Origin of the sequence: Marivita sp. S6314 (assembly GCF_023015985.1) — a bacterium.
GTDB lineage: Bacteria > Pseudomonadota > Alphaproteobacteria > Rhodobacterales > Rhodobacteraceae > Marivita.
In genome coordinates, this window is sequence record NZ_JALKAO010000002.1 from 195,844 (window position 1) to 212,725 (window position 16,882).

The 16,882-nt window shown below is 58.3% G+C and carries 15 protein-coding genes and 1 tRNA gene; 14 read left to right on the top strand and 2 right to left on the bottom strand.

Annotated features, from left to right (window positions below; genetic code table 11):
- Positions 1-187: 187 nt before the first annotated feature.
- The 12 genes from cpaB (at position 188) to MWU54_RS05380 (ending at position 11,743) form a co-directional block, all read left to right on the top strand.
- Entirely contained in the window at positions 188-1,045 is an 858-nt protein-coding gene (cpaB, locus tag MWU54_RS05325; protein ID WP_247081332.1) for a Flp pilus assembly protein CpaB, read from the top strand.
- A 194-nt stretch (positions 1,046-1,239) separates the two neighbouring features.
- The gene (locus tag MWU54_RS05330; RefSeq protein ID WP_247081334.1) at positions 1,240-2,655 is read left to right on the top strand and encodes a type II and III secretion system protein family protein; all 1,416 of its coding nucleotides are present in this window, start codon (positions 1,240-1,242) and stop codon (positions 2,653-2,655) included.
- Positions 2,656-2,659: 4 nt separating this feature from the next.
- On the top strand, positions 2,660-3,334 hold the full coding sequence (locus MWU54_RS05335; protein ID WP_247081336.1) for an OmpA family protein: 675 nt from the start codon (positions 2,660-2,662) through the stop codon (positions 3,332-3,334).
- Between the two features lie 191 nt (positions 3,335-3,525).
- On the top strand, positions 3,526-4,770 hold the full coding sequence (locus tag MWU54_RS05340) for an AAA family ATPase (RefSeq protein ID WP_247081338.1): 1,245 nt from the start codon (positions 3,526-3,528) through the stop codon (positions 4,768-4,770).
- Between the two features lie 11 nt (positions 4,771-4,781).
- Positions 4,782-6,233 (top strand): CpaF family protein, encoded by a 1,452-nt coding sequence (locus tag MWU54_RS05345; protein WP_247081340.1) that lies wholly within the window; start codon positions 4,782-4,784, stop codon positions 6,231-6,233.
- A gap of 2 nt (positions 6,234-6,235) precedes the next feature.
- Entirely contained in the window at positions 6,236-7,204 is a 969-nt protein-coding gene (locus MWU54_RS05350; RefSeq protein ID WP_247081342.1) for a type II secretion system F family protein, read from the top strand.
- A gap of 9 nt (positions 7,205-7,213) precedes the next feature.
- On the top strand, positions 7,214-8,188 hold the full coding sequence (locus MWU54_RS05355; RefSeq protein ID WP_247081344.1) for a type II secretion system F family protein: 975 nt from the start codon (positions 7,214-7,216) through the stop codon (positions 8,186-8,188).
- Positions 8,189-8,315: 127 nt separating this feature from the next.
- Positions 8,316-8,753, top strand: coding sequence for a tetratricopeptide repeat protein (locus MWU54_RS05360; protein ID WP_348647606.1), 438 nt, complete (start codon positions 8,316-8,318; stop codon positions 8,751-8,753).
- A gap of 28 nt (positions 8,754-8,781) precedes the next feature.
- Positions 8,782-9,642 (top strand): tetratricopeptide repeat protein, encoded by an 861-nt coding sequence (locus tag MWU54_RS05365; RefSeq protein ID WP_247081348.1) that lies wholly within the window; start codon positions 8,782-8,784, stop codon positions 9,640-9,642.
- A gap of 8 nt (positions 9,643-9,650) precedes the next feature.
- On the top strand, positions 9,651-10,142 hold the full coding sequence (locus MWU54_RS05370) for a prepilin peptidase (RefSeq protein ID WP_247081351.1): 492 nt from the start codon (positions 9,651-9,653) through the stop codon (positions 10,140-10,142).
- Between the two features lie 97 nt (positions 10,143-10,239).
- Positions 10,240-11,544: an ATPase gene (locus MWU54_RS05375; RefSeq protein ID WP_247081354.1), complete on the top strand. Its 1,305-nt coding sequence runs from the start codon at positions 10,240-10,242 to the stop codon at positions 11,542-11,544.
- Between the two features lie 122 nt (positions 11,545-11,666).
- Positions 11,667-11,743, top strand: a tRNA-Met gene (locus MWU54_RS05380).
- An 85-nt stretch (positions 11,744-11,828) separates the two neighbouring features.
- On the opposite strand, the gene MWU54_RS05385 is transcribed toward MWU54_RS05380, so the two are convergent.
- The gene (locus MWU54_RS05385; protein ID WP_247081357.1) at positions 11,829-12,068 is read right to left on the bottom strand and encodes a CDGSH iron-sulfur domain-containing protein; all 240 of its coding nucleotides are present in this window, start codon (positions 12,066-12,068) and stop codon (positions 11,829-11,831) included.
- Positions 12,069-12,200: 132 nt separating this feature from the next.
- On the opposite strand from MWU54_RS05385, the gene MWU54_RS05390 reads away from it, so the two are divergent.
- Positions 12,201-12,668 carry a DUF3291 domain-containing protein gene (locus MWU54_RS05390; protein ID WP_247081359.1) on the top strand — a complete coding sequence of 156 codons (468 nt, stop codon included), beginning with the start codon at positions 12,201-12,203 and terminating at the stop codon, positions 12,666-12,668.
- 24 nt (positions 12,669-12,692) lie between these two features.
- Here MWU54_RS05390 and MWU54_RS05395 read toward each other — a convergent pair whose 3' ends face one another.
- Positions 12,693-15,128 (bottom strand): FAD-dependent oxidoreductase, encoded by a 2,436-nt coding sequence (locus MWU54_RS05395; protein ID WP_247081361.1) that lies wholly within the window; start codon positions 15,126-15,128, stop codon positions 12,693-12,695.
- A gap of 154 nt (positions 15,129-15,282) precedes the next feature.
- On the opposite strand from MWU54_RS05395, the gene MWU54_RS05400 reads away from it, so the two are divergent.
- Complete coding sequence (locus MWU54_RS05400; protein ID WP_247081363.1) at positions 15,283-16,812, top strand: trimethylamine methyltransferase family protein; 1,530 nt, start codon at positions 15,283-15,285, stop codon at positions 16,810-16,812.
- The last annotated feature ends 70 nt before the right edge of the window (positions 16,813-16,882 follow it).

Below are 16,882 nucleotides of genomic sequence, written 5' to 3' on the forward strand. Positions count from 1 at the left end.
TTTTCAATTGGGATAGGTCGATCAGTCATGAAGAGGCGCCCTTTGCGGCGCCTCTTTCTGTTGTGGCGTGACGATTTCTTGCTTCGGTCACAATTGATCCAAGGAGCCGCCACAATCGGGCTGTACAAGATTGGAAACAATAGGGTTCCTGGGCAGGTTTTCTGACCGGGTCTTGAAAGGAGGCAATATGCGTATCGTCTTTGGACTGGTACTGATCGCCGGTTTGGGCTTGGCAGGGTTCGCGGTTTACATGGCCCAGAACTACATCGGTGCGTATGAAAACGCGCTTCAACAAGAGCGCGATCGCGCAACCGAGGCTGTGCCAACGCAACAGATCTATGTTGCGACACGTGCGATCGAATATGGCGAGCTGATCCAGCCGGAAGATGTGAAACTGGCTCATTGGCCGAAACAAACACTTCCCGAAGACTTTTTCGACGAGGCAACCCCCATCGTTGTCGAAGGCGATGAATTGCGCGTGGCCCTGCGGCGGATTGAGCTGAACGAAGCGTTCATGACAGCCAAGGTCAGCGAACCGGGCGGGGATGCGGGCCTGACGTCGCGTCTGGACCGCGGTCAGCGGGCCTTTGCAATCAAGGTGGACGTGGCCTCTGGCGTGTCGGGTTTCCTACGGCCGGGGGACCGGGTGGATGTATACTGGACGGGTCGCGTCAAGAGCATCGACACCGACATGCCCGATGGCGATGTGACAAAACTGATCGAGACCGGTGTGAAGCTGATCGCGATTGACCAGACTTCGCAGGTGGATGCCAACAGCGCCACCATTGCGCGGACGGTCACCGTATCGGCCAGCCCACAGCAGGTCGCAGCATTGGCTCAAGCGCAATCGACCGGGCGGTTGTCCCTGTCGCTGCTTGGCCGCCAGGACGACACCGTCGCGGAAGCCATTGAGGTCAACCAGATGTCACTTTTGGGCATCACCAAAGCCGAAGAGCGGGTCATGCCCAAGGCCGAGCAATCCTGTTCGATCCGGACCCGCAAAGGCGGTGAGGTGATGGAAATCCCAATCCCTTGTACAAATTGACGCTGCGTCCACTCTATGTGGTCCGGAACGACACTCAGCAATTTGGAAAGGCGCAACGGATTGTTGCGCCTTATCCACATGAAGCGTTGCACTGAAATCATTGATTCTTGCAATAAAACGCGACTTGACGCACCCTGTACCGAATATTGGGCGAAAAGACCCACTTCCGAGGCGTGATCCGAAAGGCAGGTCACATGTACACGAGCAGTCCCTTCAAGGCCGCCCTTCTGGGTGCGGTTCTTGCCCTTACCCCAATCGCGCAGTCGGTCGCAGCCGACACGTTGCGTGTCATTCGAAAAAACACGGAATCCGCGCTGAACGTCCCGATGAACCGGGCGGTGGTGGTTGAAAGCGAAGTTCCCTTCGCCGAACTCAGCATCGCGAACCCGTCGATCGCGGACATCTCTTCCTTGTCGGATCGCAGCATCTACGTTCTTGGCAAGACGCCGGGGACAACCACGCTGACCATCCTTGATGGGAACGGTCAGCTGATTACGAATGTCGATGTCAAGGTCGCCCCTGACCTGAGCGAATTCAAAGAACGTCTGCGTCAGATCATTCCGGACGAGAAGATCGAGGTCCGGTCGGCCAATGACGGGATCGTCCTGTCGGGTGTGGTGTCCAGCACTGCGCGCATGCAACGCGCGCTGGAACTGGCGGAACGCTACGCCCCGGAACGCGTGTCGAACCTGATGTCGGTGGGCGGTGTGCAGCAGGTCATGCTGAAAGTCCGCTTTGCCGAAATGCAGCGGTCTGTCTCCAAGGCGCTGAAATCCTCGGTGTCGCTGGGCGGCACGGTTCTGGATGGCGATCTTGGGATCGGCAGTGAAACCGGGACCTGGATCGACAGTGGCAACACATTGGGATCACCGGTGACCGTGTCGCCTGGGACCGAAGGCGGCATCCTGTTTGGCTTTACATCTGGCGGACTTGAGGTTGGCATCCTTCTGGAAGCCCTTGAATCCAAAGGCGTTGTCCGCACGTTGGCGGAACCGAACCTGACCGCGTTGTCCGGTCAGGAAGCGAAGTTTCTCGCAGGTGGCGAGTATCCGGTGCCGGTGTCACAGGAAAACGGCCGCATCTCGGTCGAGTTCAAACCCTTTGGTGTTGAATTGAACTTCATCCCGCGGGTCGTCGACAAGGACTTGATCAATCTTGAGCTGGAGGCGGCGGTCTCCTCGCTTGATCCGGATAGCGGGATCGATATCGGCTCTATTCGCATCGACGGGTTTTCCCGCCGCGAAACGTCGACAACCGTTGAAATGCGCGATGGTGAAAGCTTTGCGATTGCCGGTCTGTTGCAGGATGACTTCCGCGATCTGAATGGTCAGGTGCCGTGGCTTGGGGACATCCCCGTCCTGGGTGCATTGTTCCGCAGTGCGGAATACCAGCGCGAACAGTCAGAGCTTGTGATCATCGTCACTCCGCATCTGGTCACACCGACCCGCGGCGAAGCGCTGGCCTTGCCCACGGATCGGGTGCGTCCACCCTCGGAAAAAGACCTGTTCCTGTTCGGGCGCGTTGCGAATGACACACGCCCGTTGCGTGGCGCCGCCGGGGAAGTTGCCAAACAAGACTTTAGCGGGTCTTATGGCTATGTGATGGATTGAGGCGATGGCACTTCAGAAAAACCTCCGTATCCCTGCCGTTCTGACCGGATTGGCCTTTGTTGCCGCCTGTGCGGGAAATGATCCGGTCTACAGCGCCTTCAATCGCGAGGCGGGTGCCCTTGTCGATACCGGCAACTTCGGCAACGCGACCATGAACAACACGCAGATCATGAATGGCGAAAAGCGCTATGCCTATGATTTGTCGCAACGATTTGCCGGCGAAGTGATGACAACCGTCAACTTTGCATTCAACAGCGCGGTGCTGGATTCCGGTGCGCGGGACACGTTGCGCGAACAGGCGCATTGGATCCGCCAGTTCCCCGAAGTCCGGTTCCGTGTCTATGGTCATACCGATGCCGTGGGCAGCGAAGCCTATAACAAGCGTCTTGGTCTGAACCGGGCCCATGCGGTTGTGAACTTCCTTGCATCGCAAGGTATTTCCAAGTCGCGGCTTGAGGCGGTGGTGTCCTTTGGGGAAACCCAGCCGCTGATCGTGACCGAAGGCCGCGAACGCCGCAATCGGCGCACCGTGACCGAAGTTTCGGGCTTTGTCGGGTCGCATCCAACGGTTCTTGAAGGCAAATATGCCGAGATCATTTACCGCGAATACATCAACAGCGCGATCCCAAGAAGCCGTCTGACCGGCATCGAAGGCAGCGACTTTGCCACCGAAGAATAAAGGCGTGGTCCCTGCGGGGACCGCCCCATCGGCCTGAAATACCGTACAATTTCGGTAATTCGGCCCCAATGTTGCCAAGTTTTCCACCGACTTTCGGACCGTAGCAGTCCATCCCGACCGAGTCGGGACCATCGTCCGCGATATGCAGAACGCATCTGACCGGCGCTGGAAAGTAAGAGGAAACGAGGCAAATGACGAGTATCCTACCAAGCACCCCTGAACCGGCGCCGCTTGTTGCGTGCACAATCAGCCGGGATGTGCAGGAGTTTGATCTTCTGATCGAAGACATGGAAGCCGTGCTTGGCGAAGGTTGGGGCGATCTGGGATTTGATGAAGCCCTGCATTTCTTTTCGCAGCCAGACGGTGAACAGCTTGAATTCGTAGCTCTTGCGATTGACGAAGAAGATGAAGCCAACGTGGATCATCTGTCCGCGATCATCGCGGCGGCCAAAGCGCGTCAGATCAAGGTTGTCCTGATCGCGCATGATGTCACGCCGTCGGCGCTGCATCATCTGCTGCGTCAGGGTGCGGACGAATTTGTCCCCTACCCGCTTCCCGAAGGTGAACTGGACGCCGCCATCGAACGGATGCGCACGGCCTCCCTGCCCCAGGCCCAAGGTGCCGATGGATCGGCCGTCACGCTGTCGCATGATGGCGACGGGGTGATCATTGCCGTGCAAGGCATGGCAGGCGGATGTGGCGCCAGCACCTTTGCCACCAACCTGGCCTGGGAATTGGCCACCGTTGGCAAGAAAAAGGAAACGAACCCCAAAGTCTGCATCATTGATCTGGGCCTGCAGTTCGGGGCGGTATCCACCTATCTTGATGTGCAGCGTCGCGAATCCGTGCTTGAGCTTTTGACAGACATCGAGACGATGGATGACGACAGCTTTGCGCAAGCGCTGGAGACCTTTGAGGACCGGCTACAGGTCTTTACGTCCCCGGCGGACCTGCCGCCTTTGGACATCGTCGGTCAGGCCGAAATCCAGCAATTGCTGGACACTGCAGCGCGCCATTTCGATTTTGTCGTGGTGGATATGCCGCCCAGCCTCGTGCAGTGGTCCGAAACCGTACTGTACGCCGCGCAGGTCTATTTCGGTGTCATCGAATTGGACATGCGGTCCGCGCAAAACACCTACCGTCTGAAGCGCGCGTTGCAATCCGAAGACCTGCCGTTTGAAAAAATCCGCTTTGTCCTGAACAGGGCGCCCCGCTTTACCGATCTTCAAGGCAAGAGCCGCCTGAAGCGCATGCAGGAAAGCCTTGAAATTTCGGTTGATTTGCAAATGCCCGATGGCGGCAAGGCGGTTGCCGAAGCCGGTGACCATGGTCAGCCTCTGGGCTTGCAGCAACCCAAGAACCCGCTCCGCAAGGAGATCGCCAAACTTGCGCAATCATTGTTCGAAGTCGGTCAGTCCGACGCTGAAGCAGCCTAAGGAAAACGTGTATGTTCTCGCGCTATAAAAAGACTGCCGACGCCCCGGCTGCTGCCGTTGCGGCCAAAGCTGCACCTTCTGCAGCGGCCAATCCACCGGATTCCGTTGACCCAAACAGGGTCAAACGCCGTGTGCTGCCTGTTAAAAAGGCTGCCGATGCCGGCACCGTGGATCGCGATAAAAAGCGCAAGGAACGGTTGAGTGAGATCAAGCTGGAACTGCACCGGGCGCTGCTGGACAACCTGAACCTGGCCGCCCTGGATCAGGCGACGGAAGCCGAACTGAAAGAAGAAATCAGCGCGATCACGACCGAAAGCCTTCAGGAAAAAGGCATGGTCCTGAACCGCGAAGAGCGTACGTCGCTGAACCAGGAGCTGTATGACGAAGTCAAGGGCCTTGGTCCGCTCGAAACCCTGCTGAAGGATGAAACCGTCAGCGATATTCTGGTCAATGGCCCGCAGCAGATCTTCGTGGAACGCGAAGGCAAGCTGCAACTGAGCGACGTGACCTTCAAAGATGAAAAGCACCTGATGCGGATCATCGACAAGATCGTGTCTGCTGTGGGACGTCGAGTTGATGAATCCAACCCGTATGTGGACGCCCGTTTGCAGGACGGATCGCGTTTCAACGCAATGGTGCCGCCGATTGCGGTGGATGGCAGTCTTGTCTCCATTCGTAAGTTCAAAACCGACAAGCTGAGCATCGACGACCTTGTTAATTTCGGCGCCTTTACCGAGGAAATGGCCGTCTACCTGCAAGCCGCAGTCGCCACCCGCCTGAACATCATCGTGTCGGGCGGTACCGGTTCCGGTAAAACGACCACTCTGAACGCCCTGTCATCCTTTATCGATGACGCGGAACGCATCCTGACGATCGAGGATACGGCGGAACTTCAGCTGCAACAGACACATGTGGGCCGGATGGAAAGCCGCCCTGCCAACGTTGAAGGCAAGGGGGCGGTCACGCCGCGCGACTGTTTGAAAAACGCCCTGCGGATGCGTCCTGACCGGATCATCGTTGGGGAAACGCGTGGCGAGGAAGTCATCGACATGTTGCAGGCCATGAACACCGGTCACGACGGGTCCATGACCACGATCCATGCTAACAGCGCCCGCGACGGGGTGAGCCGTCTGGAAAACATGATCGCCATGGCCGGGATCGAGATGCCGCTCAAGGCGATGCGGTCGCAGATTTCTTCCGCTGTGAACCTGATCGTGCAAGCCTCGCGCCTTCAGGACGGGTCGCGTCGCATGACCTCCATCACAGAGATTACCGGGATGGAAGGCGAGGTGATCTCCATGCAGGAAATCTTCCGCTTCCAGCGTGTTGGTTTGACGCCAGAAAACAAGATCATCGGTCACTTCACCGCGACCGGCGTGCGCTCCAACTTCTCGGAGCGCTTCAAGATGTGGGGCTATGATTTGCCGCCGTCTATCTATGAACCCTTCAACGGGAACCACTGACCATGACCCTGAGTGCAGAACCCATCGTCTATGGCCTGATCTTCGTGGCCGTACTGGTCCTTGTCGAAGGCGTCTATCTTGTTGCCTTTGGCAAATCGATCAGCCTGAACAAGCGCGTCAACCGACGGCTTGAGATGCTCGACAAGGGCACCAAGCGCGAAGAGGTGCTGGCCAAACTCCGCAAGGAGATGGACCAACACATGTCCTCGCGCGGGATGCCGCTTTATTCGATCCTTGCGGATCGGGCACAGAAAGCCGCAATCGCGTTTACACCCAAACAACTGATCCTGATCATGATCGCGGTCAGTTTTGTGTCGTTTGTCGGGCTGACCATCGGGACGGAATCCGGACTGGCCGTGCGCATCGTGATGGGCATCGGCATGGGTGTCGGTGGCGTGTTCATGTGGGTCAACAACAAGGCCAAGAAGCGCATCGCGATGATCGAGGAACAACTGCCCGACGCGGTTGAACTGATGGTCCGGTCGCTGCGCGTTGGACACCCGTTTTCCTCGGCGATTTCGATTGTGTCGAAGGAAATCAAAGACCCTCTGGCGACGGAGTTCGGGATCATCTCGGACGAATCCAGCTATGGACGGGACATCGGTGAGGCGCTCAAGGCGATGGCCGAACGTCTGGACATGCAGGACATGCGCTTTCTGGCGGTTGCGGTGTCGATCCAGCAGCAATCCGGTGGTAACCTGGCCGAGATCCTTGAAGGTTTGGCCAAGGTGATCCGTGCGCGGTTCCGCCTGTTCCGCCGCGTCAAGGCGATCACCGCCGAAGCGCAGTGGTCGGGCAAATTCCTGTCAAGCTTCCCCGTGCTGTGTCTGATCGTCATTCAGGTGAACGACCCGCATTACTATGACGAGGTCATGGACCACCCGTGGTTTATCCCCGCGTGTTTCCTGGTGGGCGGGTTCCTGACGGTCAACCTGTTCGTCATGCGCATGCTCGTGAACATCAAAGTCTGAGGTCCGGATATGGAAACTTTCAACGCCATTATGGTGAATGCCCTGGGGCCCGCTGGACCGATGATCGCGATTGCCGGTCTGGGTATCCTGCTGTTGCTTCTGGCCATTCCGATGTTCTTTGTCTCCAAACCGAACCCGATGGATCGGTTGGACAACAAGTCGGGACGGCAGAAACTGGATGCCGAAACACGGGCGGTGCTGCGTGACACACGCAAGAACGAAAAGCTGAACAAATACGCCCATTTCCTTGAACCGCAGAACGAAAAAGAGCTGTCCGATATCCGGATGAAGCTTTTGCAGGCGGGCTATCGTGGCAAGGACGCGGTGCAGTATTTCTACTTTCTGCAGTTCGCGCTGGGAATTGGCGGGCTCATTCTGGGCGTGTCCTATTTCACGCTGATCATGGATTCCTCGCAAGCCACGACGCAGCAAACGCTGATGTACACGCTTGGCCCCGGTGCTTTGGGATACATGTTCCCGAAATACTGGATCACCAAACGGGTGCAAACACGTCAGGAAGAGATCGAGGGCGGTTTTCCCGACAGCCTTGACATGATGCTGGTCTGTGTCGAGGCCGGGCAATCCATGGACCAGTCGATCGTCCGGGTGAGCCGCGAACTGCGCGCCTCTTACCCCAGCCTTGCCGAAGAATTTGAACTGGTCAGCTACGAGATGAAGGCCGGTAAAGACAAGTCGTCAGTTCTGAATGACATGGGCGAACGCTGCGGCGTGCAGGACGTGATGTCCTTTGTCACAGTGTTGAACCAAAGCCAAAGCTTCGGTACGCCGATTTCAGACGCGCTGCGGGTGTATGCCGCCGAAATGCGTGACAAAAGGGTCATGCGTGCGGAAGAGAAGGCAAACAAGTTGCCCACCAAAATGACTTTGTGCACTATGATGCTGACGGTGCCGCCGCTGCTGATCATCCTTGTGGGTCCTTCGGCGATGGGCATCCAGCAATTGGGACAAATGACAGGGCCGTAACCCTATGAAACTAGGCCGTGTATGGGCCCTGTGTTTAAGTCTGGGACTTGCCGCCTGTGGACCGGGCGGCTTTTCCACGTCTGATGATCCGGTTTTCGCGCCAAGCATTGATCCGCGCGGCACACAAGTGGATCAGTTGACCGTTGGCCATCGTCTGATGGCCGCACAGGAATACGAACTTGCCCTGAGCGCCTTTCGATTGGCTGCCGCAGAACAAGGGTTAACACCCGAGATCATCACATCGCTTGGATCTGTCAATCTTGCCTTGGGGCGTCTGAACCAGGCGGAAGAGCTGCTGCGCCGTGCGGTCAAGGAAGACCCCGAAACGCCGGATGCGTGGAATAATCTTGGTGTTGTGCTGATCGAACGCAACCAAACGGCCGAAGCGGCACAGGTCTTTCGTCGCGCATTTGCCTTGGATAATGGCGAAAGTGTTGCAATTCGCGATAATCTTCGCTTGGCACTCGCAAAAATGGAAAATTCGCAGTATAACGTCGAAGAAGAACAACAATATAAGCTTGTGCGGCGCGGTCGAAGTGATTTCTTGGTCCGTCCGACACAGTAAAGAGGCAGAGCAGTAAAAGGACGCAAAAATGCGCCATCCCTTTATCGTGACCCTGTGTGTGACAGGGGCGTTTGTCCTTGCCGGATGTGAGCAAGGCATTGATAGCGAAGCGGTCGATCGCGAATTTCAGGGCGTCAACGCGATTGACGGCACAAATCTGAATGATGTGATGTTGACGGTTTCAGACCCCAACGAAGCCGTGTCTTATTTCCAACGCGCAGACAAGGTTGACCCCGATCGCATTGATCTGATGCGGGGGCTGGCGCTGTCTTTGGTGCGTGCCAAGCGCCATACCGAAGGTGTCTCGGCCTGGGCACGCGTCGTGGCACATGACGACGCGACAAACGATGACCGGGTTGAACTGGCGGATGCACTGATCCGTAACAACGAATGGGACCGCGCGGAAACCGTTTTGAACGCGATCCCGCCGACCCATGAAACCTACAAGCGCTACCGCCTTGAGGCGATGATCGCAGACAGCAACGAACAGTGGGACAAGGCCGACAGCTTTTACGAAACCGCTGTCGGGCTGACCACGAAACCGGCTTCGGTGATGAACAACTGGGGCTTTTCGAAACTGACACGCGGCGACTCTGCCGGTGCCGAGCGCCTGTTTGCGCAAGCGATCCAGAACGATCCCACGCTATTTACCGCCAAGAACAACATGGTTCTGGCGCGCGGCGCGCAGGGCAATTACGTGCTGCCGGTCATTCCGATGTCACAGGTCGAACGGGCAGAGCTGTTGCACTCCATGGGTCTGGCCGCCGTCAAACGTGGCGATGTGATCACCGGGCAAGGCCTGATGCGCGAAGCCATTGAAACGCATCCGCAACACTTCGAAGCCGCCGCCCGCAGTCTGAAAGCGCTTGAATCCAATGTCGTGAACTGAGCGTCCTGATGGATATCTCGGCCTATTCCGCATTGCTATTCCTGCCGTTTGCGCTACCCATCTGCATCTATGTGGCCTTTTCGGACATGCGCGACATGCGCATTCCGAACCAGATGGTGGTGTTGCTGTTCCTTGTCTTCGCGGTGGTGGGTCTCATTGCCCTGCCCCTTGATGTCTACGCGTGGCGCTATGTGCATGTGATCGTGGTGCTGGTCGCCGGGATTGCCCTGAATGCCGGGGGTGTGATGGGGGCCGGGGACGCCAAGTTTGCCGCTGCCGCAGCACCCTTTATCCAGTTGGGTGATGTGCGGTTCCTGGTGGCGCTCTTTGCCGCCAACCTGCTGGCGGCCTTTGTCACGCATCGTATCGGCAAATATACCGCCCTCAAGAACGTTGCACCGCATTGGGAAAGCTGGACAAATGCCAAGTTCCCGATGGGTCTGGCACTGGGCGGCACACTGGCGCTTTACCTGGGTCTTGGGGTCTGGTTCGGCAAGTAATCCGCCAACAACCGGTCCCGCCCTAGCCCTTCTGTTGCCACATTGACCTGACACAGTTCCGGCAACTGTATCTGGCAATTCAGAACCGGGGCACACGATGAACATGCAGACCAACGCCGTGATGGCGCCTTCTCCACCGAAGCGCATGGAAGACATGCATCTTCAACCGGTGATGATGCGTGACATCATGCTCAAGACGATCTTTCGCAAGAACGTCTCAACCGCATCCGATGTCGCGCGGTCCGTGTGCCTTCCCGTGCCGATCACACAAGAACTGATCGACTATGCCCGTGGTCAGCTTTTGCTGGAAGCAACCGGTACTCTGAACGCCAATAACGGGTCAGAGATGGGCTATCAGCTGACCGATGCGGGCAAGGCACGCGCGCTCGATGCGCTGGCACAGTCGGAGTATTACGGCGCGATGCCGGTTCCGCTGGCGGTTTATGCCGAACAGGTCAAACGCCAGTCGATCCGCAACATCCATATCACCCGTGAGCAACTGGTCGGGGCCATGGGGCATCTGGTGCTTCCCGAAGATCTTTTGGGCAATCTTGGCCCTGCCGTGGGCGCGGGACGGTCAATCCTGATGTACGGCCCCCCCGGCAACGGGAAATCGTCGATTTCCAACGGCATCCGCGACGCGATGGGCGACAAGATCTACATCCCCCACGCCATCGAATACGCGGGGCAGGTGATCACGGTCTATGACCCGATTGTCCATTCCGCCGCCGAAGGCGCATCTCAAAGCTCTGGCCTGCGGCTCACCAACCGGTTCGATACCCGCTACGTGCTGTGCGACCGCCCCACGGTGATCACCGGCGGGGAACTGTCGCTGGATATGCTGGATCTGGTCTACAACCCGACCGCGCGGACCTATCAGGCCCCGCTACAGCTTAAATCAACCGGCGGCATCTTTATCGTGGACGACCTTGGCCGTCAGGCGGAACCGCCGCAAAAGCTGGTCAACCGCTGGATTGTTCCACTTGAAGAAGCGCGCGATATTCTCGCGCTGCAATCGGGCGAAAAATTCGAAGTGCCGTTTGATACGCTGGTGATCTTTTCGACCAACTTCCATCCGAACGAGATTTTCGACACCGCCGCGTTGCGTCGTATCTTCTTCAAGATCAAGATCGACGGCCCGGATCAGGCCAACTTCCTCAAGATCTTCTCGATGGTGGCGAAGAAAAAGAAGATGCAGCTTTGCGAGAAGTCGCTGATTCATCTTCTGAAAGTCAAATATCCGACGATCAAAAACGTGTACGCCAACTATCAGCCGGTCTTCCTGATCGACCAGATGATCGCGGTTTGTGACTTTGAAGGCTGGCCTTACAAGATGACGCCCGAGTTGATTGATCGCGCCTGGGCAAACATGTTTGTAAAGGACGAACACATCGTCAAATAGCGGGTCCGCCTGCTGGTCTTGACCGGAAAAAAACGACCTCGAAAAATTGGGCTGTAGAGCTTTGAATTTTGGCCGATTCCACTTGACGACGTAGCGCCACTGTCATAGCACCCGCCCACCGTGGCGCGGTAGCTCAGTTGGTTAGAGCGAACGACTCATAATCGTTAGGTCGGGGGTTCGAGTCCCCCCCACGCCACCACTTTTTCGCCTTCGAGTTTCCACGACGACGCCGATGCACGGCCGCGGGTTCTGGCCCTCCAGACCGACGTCAACGTGCCCAGCACTTACAGCTTGCTATGAGCGCCATCGCACAGCGGTGCCTTGCCGGTGTGCTTGCACCCGCAGAAGAACACACGCTTGCTGGCCTCAGCCGTGTATTTCACCGGCGCAATCCCTGTATCCTTGTGGCTTCCATCGCAGAACGGTTGCTTGCTGCTTTGACCGCAGGCGCACCAGAAATAGGATTTGCCCTCTTCGACCTCGACGGCAAATGGCGATGGTTGTGCGATGATTGGTGTGGTCATGTGCGTTGTCCCTGAGTTCCTTGAACAACGATCATAGCCTGAAAGCCGGGTTGGGAAAGGTGATCTTTGCCCGGCGCGTGTGATCACCACATCAATCTATACGTCCCGGTGCGGCGCTGATAAGGTTTCGGCATGACACGACATCTTGCCGAAATTAACGTCGCCCGATTGAAATATGACGCCGACGACGCGCGCGTTGCGAAATTCATCGACAATATCGACCGGATCAATGGCATTGCGGATCGTTCGGTTGGATTTCAGTGGCGCAATGCCGAAGAAACCAAAGACCCGATCTTGGGCGACGACCGGTTGATCGCCACAGTCTCGGTCTGGGAATCGGCCCAGACGCTTGAGCGGTTTGTGTTCGACACGCTGCACCGCCAGTTCTTTCAGCAACGGCAGGATTGGTTCGACGTGATGGACAGCATGCATTTTGCCATGTGGTGGGTGACACCCGGCAGCCAGCCATCCCTTGCCGAGGCCGTGGCACGGCTTGATCATCTGAATGCAAATGGCGACAGCGATCACGCCTTTGGCTGGCGCCATCTTCCAGACGCGACGCGCTGGCGTGAGATGCACAAGGTTCAGGCTGCCGAATAACCCTCTAACCAGCCCCCGTCGCCGTCAACCGCGCACGCGGCGCATATCGGGATCGTAGAGGCCCGGATCAACGCAATGGGCGGGCACCCGCGTGCCAAGGCAGTCAATCTCAAAGCGTTGACCCGACGCGGACACATCGGCGTTAACAAACGCATATGCGATGTTCTTGCCGACGCGATGTCCCCACCCGCCGGAAGTCACGGTCCCAACAACATCCGGCCCAATCATCACGGACGCGCCGCCATGCGCCGCAGCCTCCGTGCTGTCGACGATCAGCGTCACCAGCCGTTTCGCGGGCCCGTTTGCGCGGCGCGCCATCAAGGCGTCTTTGCCGACAAATTCTGGTTTGTCCAGGCGCACGAACTGGTCCAGCCCGGTTTCATACGGATCAAATTCGGTCAGGACGTCCGCTTTCCAATGCAGGTAGCCTTTTTCCAGCCGCATGGAGTCAATGGCCAGCGCACCGAACAGTCGCAGCCCATGGTCCGCCCCCGCCGCACGCAGCGCGACATAGGCGGCATAAAGCGATGCGTTGGGGACGTGGATTTCATAGGCCAACTCTCCGGAAAAGCTGACCGACATGACGGTCGCGGGCGCAATCCCGACGAAGCATTCGCGCACCGACAGCCAGGGAAACGCCGCTGCTGACCAATCCGCGCGACTGACCTGAGACAGAACCTGTCGCGCCTTTGGACCGGCCAGCACGAGGATTGTCTGGTCATTGGTCAGCGACCGGATCTGCACGTCTTCGTCATCCCTGACATGCTGACCAAGCCAATCCAAATCGTGCAACTCCGACGCCGCCGCAGACCCGTACCAGAGCCGTTCAGGTCCACGATCCGAGGCAGGCAGGTGTGCGATCGTCGCCTCGCTCTTCAGCATCCCGTGGTGATTGAGCAGATAGGCCAGCCCCACATTTCCCGGCGTTCGCGGCAGGCGTCCGCAGATCATGCGATCAAGAAAACTCCGGGCATCCGCCCCGGTGATCTCCAACCGGTTGAAGCCATTGACCTCGGACAAACCAACCCCGTTTTGTACCGCCGCCACCTCTTGCGCGACGACATCGAAGGTCTCATCAAACCGAAAACCATGGGTCACGTTGAACTCAGGCGACGGCTTGAAATACTCGGCCCGCTCCCAGCCATTCACAACCGTGAACGCAGCCCCCTCGGCGGCAAGAACCGGCGTGAGTGGCGTGGTTTTTGCCATCCGACCTGCCGGGCGGTGCTCGTTCGGGAAATGAAACCGGAATTCGTTCTGGTAGTCCTCGATCGCCTTCAGCGCGGTCAGTTCGACATTGGTGTGCCCGGCAAACCTGCGCGGGTCGAGCGGCCAAGTGTCGTAACACGCCTCTCCATGCACGATCTGTTGCGCCAGCAGCCAGCCATGCCCGCCACCTTCACCAAGACCGGCGCGCAAGCCAATGATACAAAACGCATTTCGCTTGCCCGGAATCGGCCCCACCAACGGCGCGCCGTCGATGGTATAGGTGATGGGTCCGTTCACCACCGTGTGAATCCCCACTTCCATCAGCGCGGGCATCCGCGCAAACGCGCCCTCCAGAACGTCGGTGATCCGGTCAAGATCATCCGGACAAAGCGCATTCACGAAATGCGCATCAATCCCGTCCATACCCCAGGTCTTGCAGTCCTGTTCGTAGAACCCGACCAGCAGCCCGTTCTTTTCCTGACGGCAGTAATAATCACTGATCGGACACCGCAAGAGCGGCATCCGGTGGCCGGCCTCTTCGATGGCCGGGATTTCTTCGGTGACGAGGTATTGGTGCTCCATCGACATGACGGGGTGATGCACCCCCATCATCGCGCCCACTTCGTTCACGCGGTAGCCGCAGGCGTTCACGACACTCTCGCAGTCAATGTCGCCGTGTTCAGTGTGCACGGTCCAACTGTGGTCCTTGTGCTGGGTCAGACCAGTCACGGCCGTGTTGCGATAGACCTCGGCCCCCGCTTTGCGGGCACGGCGCGCCAGCGCCTGACACAGTTGCGCGGGGTCAATGTCGCCGTCCTGCCCATCCCAAAGGCCACCCAGCAGGTTATCGGTCGAAATCAGCGGATGCCGCCGTGCGCATTCCTGCGCGTCGATCACCTCGTATTCCACACCCATCCCCCGCGCCATTGACGCGAAATGGCGGTAGCCATCCATCTGGGCGTCTGTGTTGGCAAGGCGAATGCCCCCATCGCCGTGGTGGTAATTGATCGGATAATCCGGATCGTCCGCCAATTCCCTATAGAGTTTGATGGAATGCGATTTGAGGCCCACCATCGTCTGGTTCATGCCAAAGTTGGTCACTTGCGCCGCGGAATGCCAGGTGGTGCCAGAGGTCAGTTCATCGCGTTCCACCAGAACAACATCGCTCCATCCCTCTTGGGTCAGATGATAGAGCGTTGAACATCCGGCGATCCCGCCGCCGATCACCACCACGCGCGTTTGTGACTTCATGCGTTGCCTCCCATTTGGCTGTACAGACTGAGGCGGAGTCTGCTGCGCATTGCAAGACCAAAGCGCGTTTCCGGATTGTCCAAGGGCAACGCTTATTTCAACGGATCGCGGATTTGCGATTGCGCGAAGCGGGCGTGCGGTGTCCTTTACGGACATGACGCACGCTTCTGCAAAACCTCGTCGCTCGGGCCGCAAGTCGCGGCTGATCCAGCGCGCGGCACCGCCCAAGGTGAACCCTGCGCCGCCAGGCCAGATTGGCGGCCAGTACCGTCCGCTGTCCGACACGGATATGGGCCAGATCTACGACGCCGCATTGCACCTTCTGGCAAACCTGGGGATGGGCGAGGTGCCCGCGCGGCTTTGGGATGATCTGCTACAGGCGGGCGCGGTTGACCTGGGCAATGCGCGGATCGGTTTTCCGAACGCCTTGGTCGAGGATGCCATCGCACGGGCGGCAAAACGGTTTACCCTGCACGGCCGCGATCCGGATCGGTCGATCGAGGTGGGCGGCTCGCATGTGTATTTCGGGACCGGCGGTGCGGCGGTGAACACGCTTGATCTGGACAGCGGGTTGTACCGTCCATCGACATTGCAGGACCTGCACGATTTTACCCGCTTGCAGGACACGCTTGGCAACGTGGCCTGGTTCACCCGCTGCTGCATTGCAACCGATGTGCCGGACCCGTTCGATCTTGACGTGAACACGGCGTATGCGCTGTTGAAAAACACCACCAAACCGGTTGCCACGGCCTTTACCCTGGCCGACCATGTGGACCCGATTGTGCAGATGCTGGACATTGCCGCAGGGGGCGACGGGGCTTTTGCAAAACGCCCTTTTCTCAAAGCGCATATCAGCCCGGTGATTTCGCCCATGCGGTTCGGCGAAGATGCGGTGGACGTGGTTTACAAATGTATCGAACACAACATCCCGATGTCCTGCATCACGGCGGCACAGGCCGGTGCAACGGCACCTGCCACGCTGGCCGGGTTTCTGGCGCAGTCATTGGCCGAAACCCTGGCGAGCCTTGTGATGGTCAACGTGATCGCCCCCGGCTTTCCGATGGTCTTTTCCAACTGGCCACTGGTGATCGATCTGCGCAGCGGCGCGTTTGCGGGCGGTGGCGGTGAAACCACGGTGTTGAACGCGGCCTCGGCGCAGCTGTCGAACTGGCTTGGCCTGCCCTCCGGCGTGGCCTGTTCAATGACCGACGCCAAGGCGATTGACGCGCAATACGGCGTTGAGAAGGGCATGACGAGCCTTGCCGCAGCGCTTGCGGGCGGCAACCTGATCTACGAAAGCTCTGGGATGATGGCGGCTTTGCTTGGGGCCAGCTTTGAGGCGTTCATACTGGATGACGAAATGCACGCCATGACCTACCGCGCCCTGCGCGGGATCGAAGTGTCGGAAGACACGCTTGGTTTTGACGCAATCTGCGCGGCCATCCTGGGGGACGGGCATTTTCTGGGTGCGGACCAGACCTATCAGGCGATGGAGCGGGATTATGTCTATCCCAACCTTGCGGATCGGGAACAGCCCCGGACATGGGAAGAGGCCGGGTCACAGGACGCATGGGACCGAGCAAAGGCCAAGGCGCGCAGCGTGCTTGAGGAACATCATCCGACCTACCTGAGCGCAGAACAGGACCAACGGATCCGGGACGCGTTCACGATTCTGGGTGGATGACGCGTTTCCCAAGAAGGCCCGGACACCGCAGAACGCGGTTAGAGCCACAAAATCACCCAACCGTACAGAA

Bases quoted from the DNA above. Each gene is read 5' to 3' on its own strand.
- MWU54_RS05400 (WP_247081363.1), top strand. From the start codon at position 15,283: ATGACGCACGCTTCTGCAAAACCTCGTCGCTCGGGCCGCAAGTCGCGG.
- MWU54_RS05350 (WP_247081342.1), top strand. From the start codon at position 6,236: ATGACCCTGAGTGCAGAACCCATCGTCTATGGCCTGATCTTCGTGGCC.
- MWU54_RS05340 (WP_247081338.1), top strand. From the start codon at position 3,526: ATGACGAGTATCCTACCAAGCACCCCTGAACCGGCGCCGCTTGTTGCG.
- MWU54_RS05385 (WP_247081357.1), bottom strand. From the start codon at position 12,068: ATGACCACACCAATCATCGCACAACCATCGCCATTTGCCGTCGAGGTC.
- MWU54_RS05370 (WP_247081351.1), top strand. From the start codon at position 9,651: ATGGATATCTCGGCCTATTCCGCATTGCTATTCCTGCCGTTTGCGCTA.
- MWU54_RS05335 (WP_247081336.1), top strand. From the start codon at position 2,660: ATGGCACTTCAGAAAAACCTCCGTATCCCTGCCGTTCTGACCGGATTG.
- MWU54_RS05355 (WP_247081344.1), top strand. From the start codon at position 7,214: ATGGAAACTTTCAACGCCATTATGGTGAATGCCCTGGGGCCCGCTGGA.
- MWU54_RS05330 (WP_247081334.1), top strand. From the start codon at position 1,240: ATGTACACGAGCAGTCCCTTCAAGGCCGCCCTTCTGGGTGCGGTTCTT.
- MWU54_RS05375 (WP_247081354.1), top strand. From the start codon at position 10,240: ATGAACATGCAGACCAACGCCGTGATGGCGCCTTCTCCACCGAAGCGC.
- MWU54_RS05345 (WP_247081340.1), top strand. From the start codon at position 4,782: ATGTTCTCGCGCTATAAAAAGACTGCCGACGCCCCGGCTGCTGCCGTT.
- MWU54_RS05390 (WP_247081359.1), top strand. From the start codon at position 12,201: ATGACACGACATCTTGCCGAAATTAACGTCGCCCGATTGAAATATGAC.
- cpaB (WP_247081332.1), top strand. From the start codon at position 188: ATGCGTATCGTCTTTGGACTGGTACTGATCGCCGGTTTGGGCTTGGCA.
- MWU54_RS05365 (WP_247081348.1), top strand. From the start codon at position 8,782: ATGCGCCATCCCTTTATCGTGACCCTGTGTGTGACAGGGGCGTTTGTC.
- MWU54_RS05395 (WP_247081361.1), bottom strand. From the start codon at position 15,128: ATGAAGTCACAAACGCGCGTGGTGGTGATCGGCGGCGGGATCGCCGGA.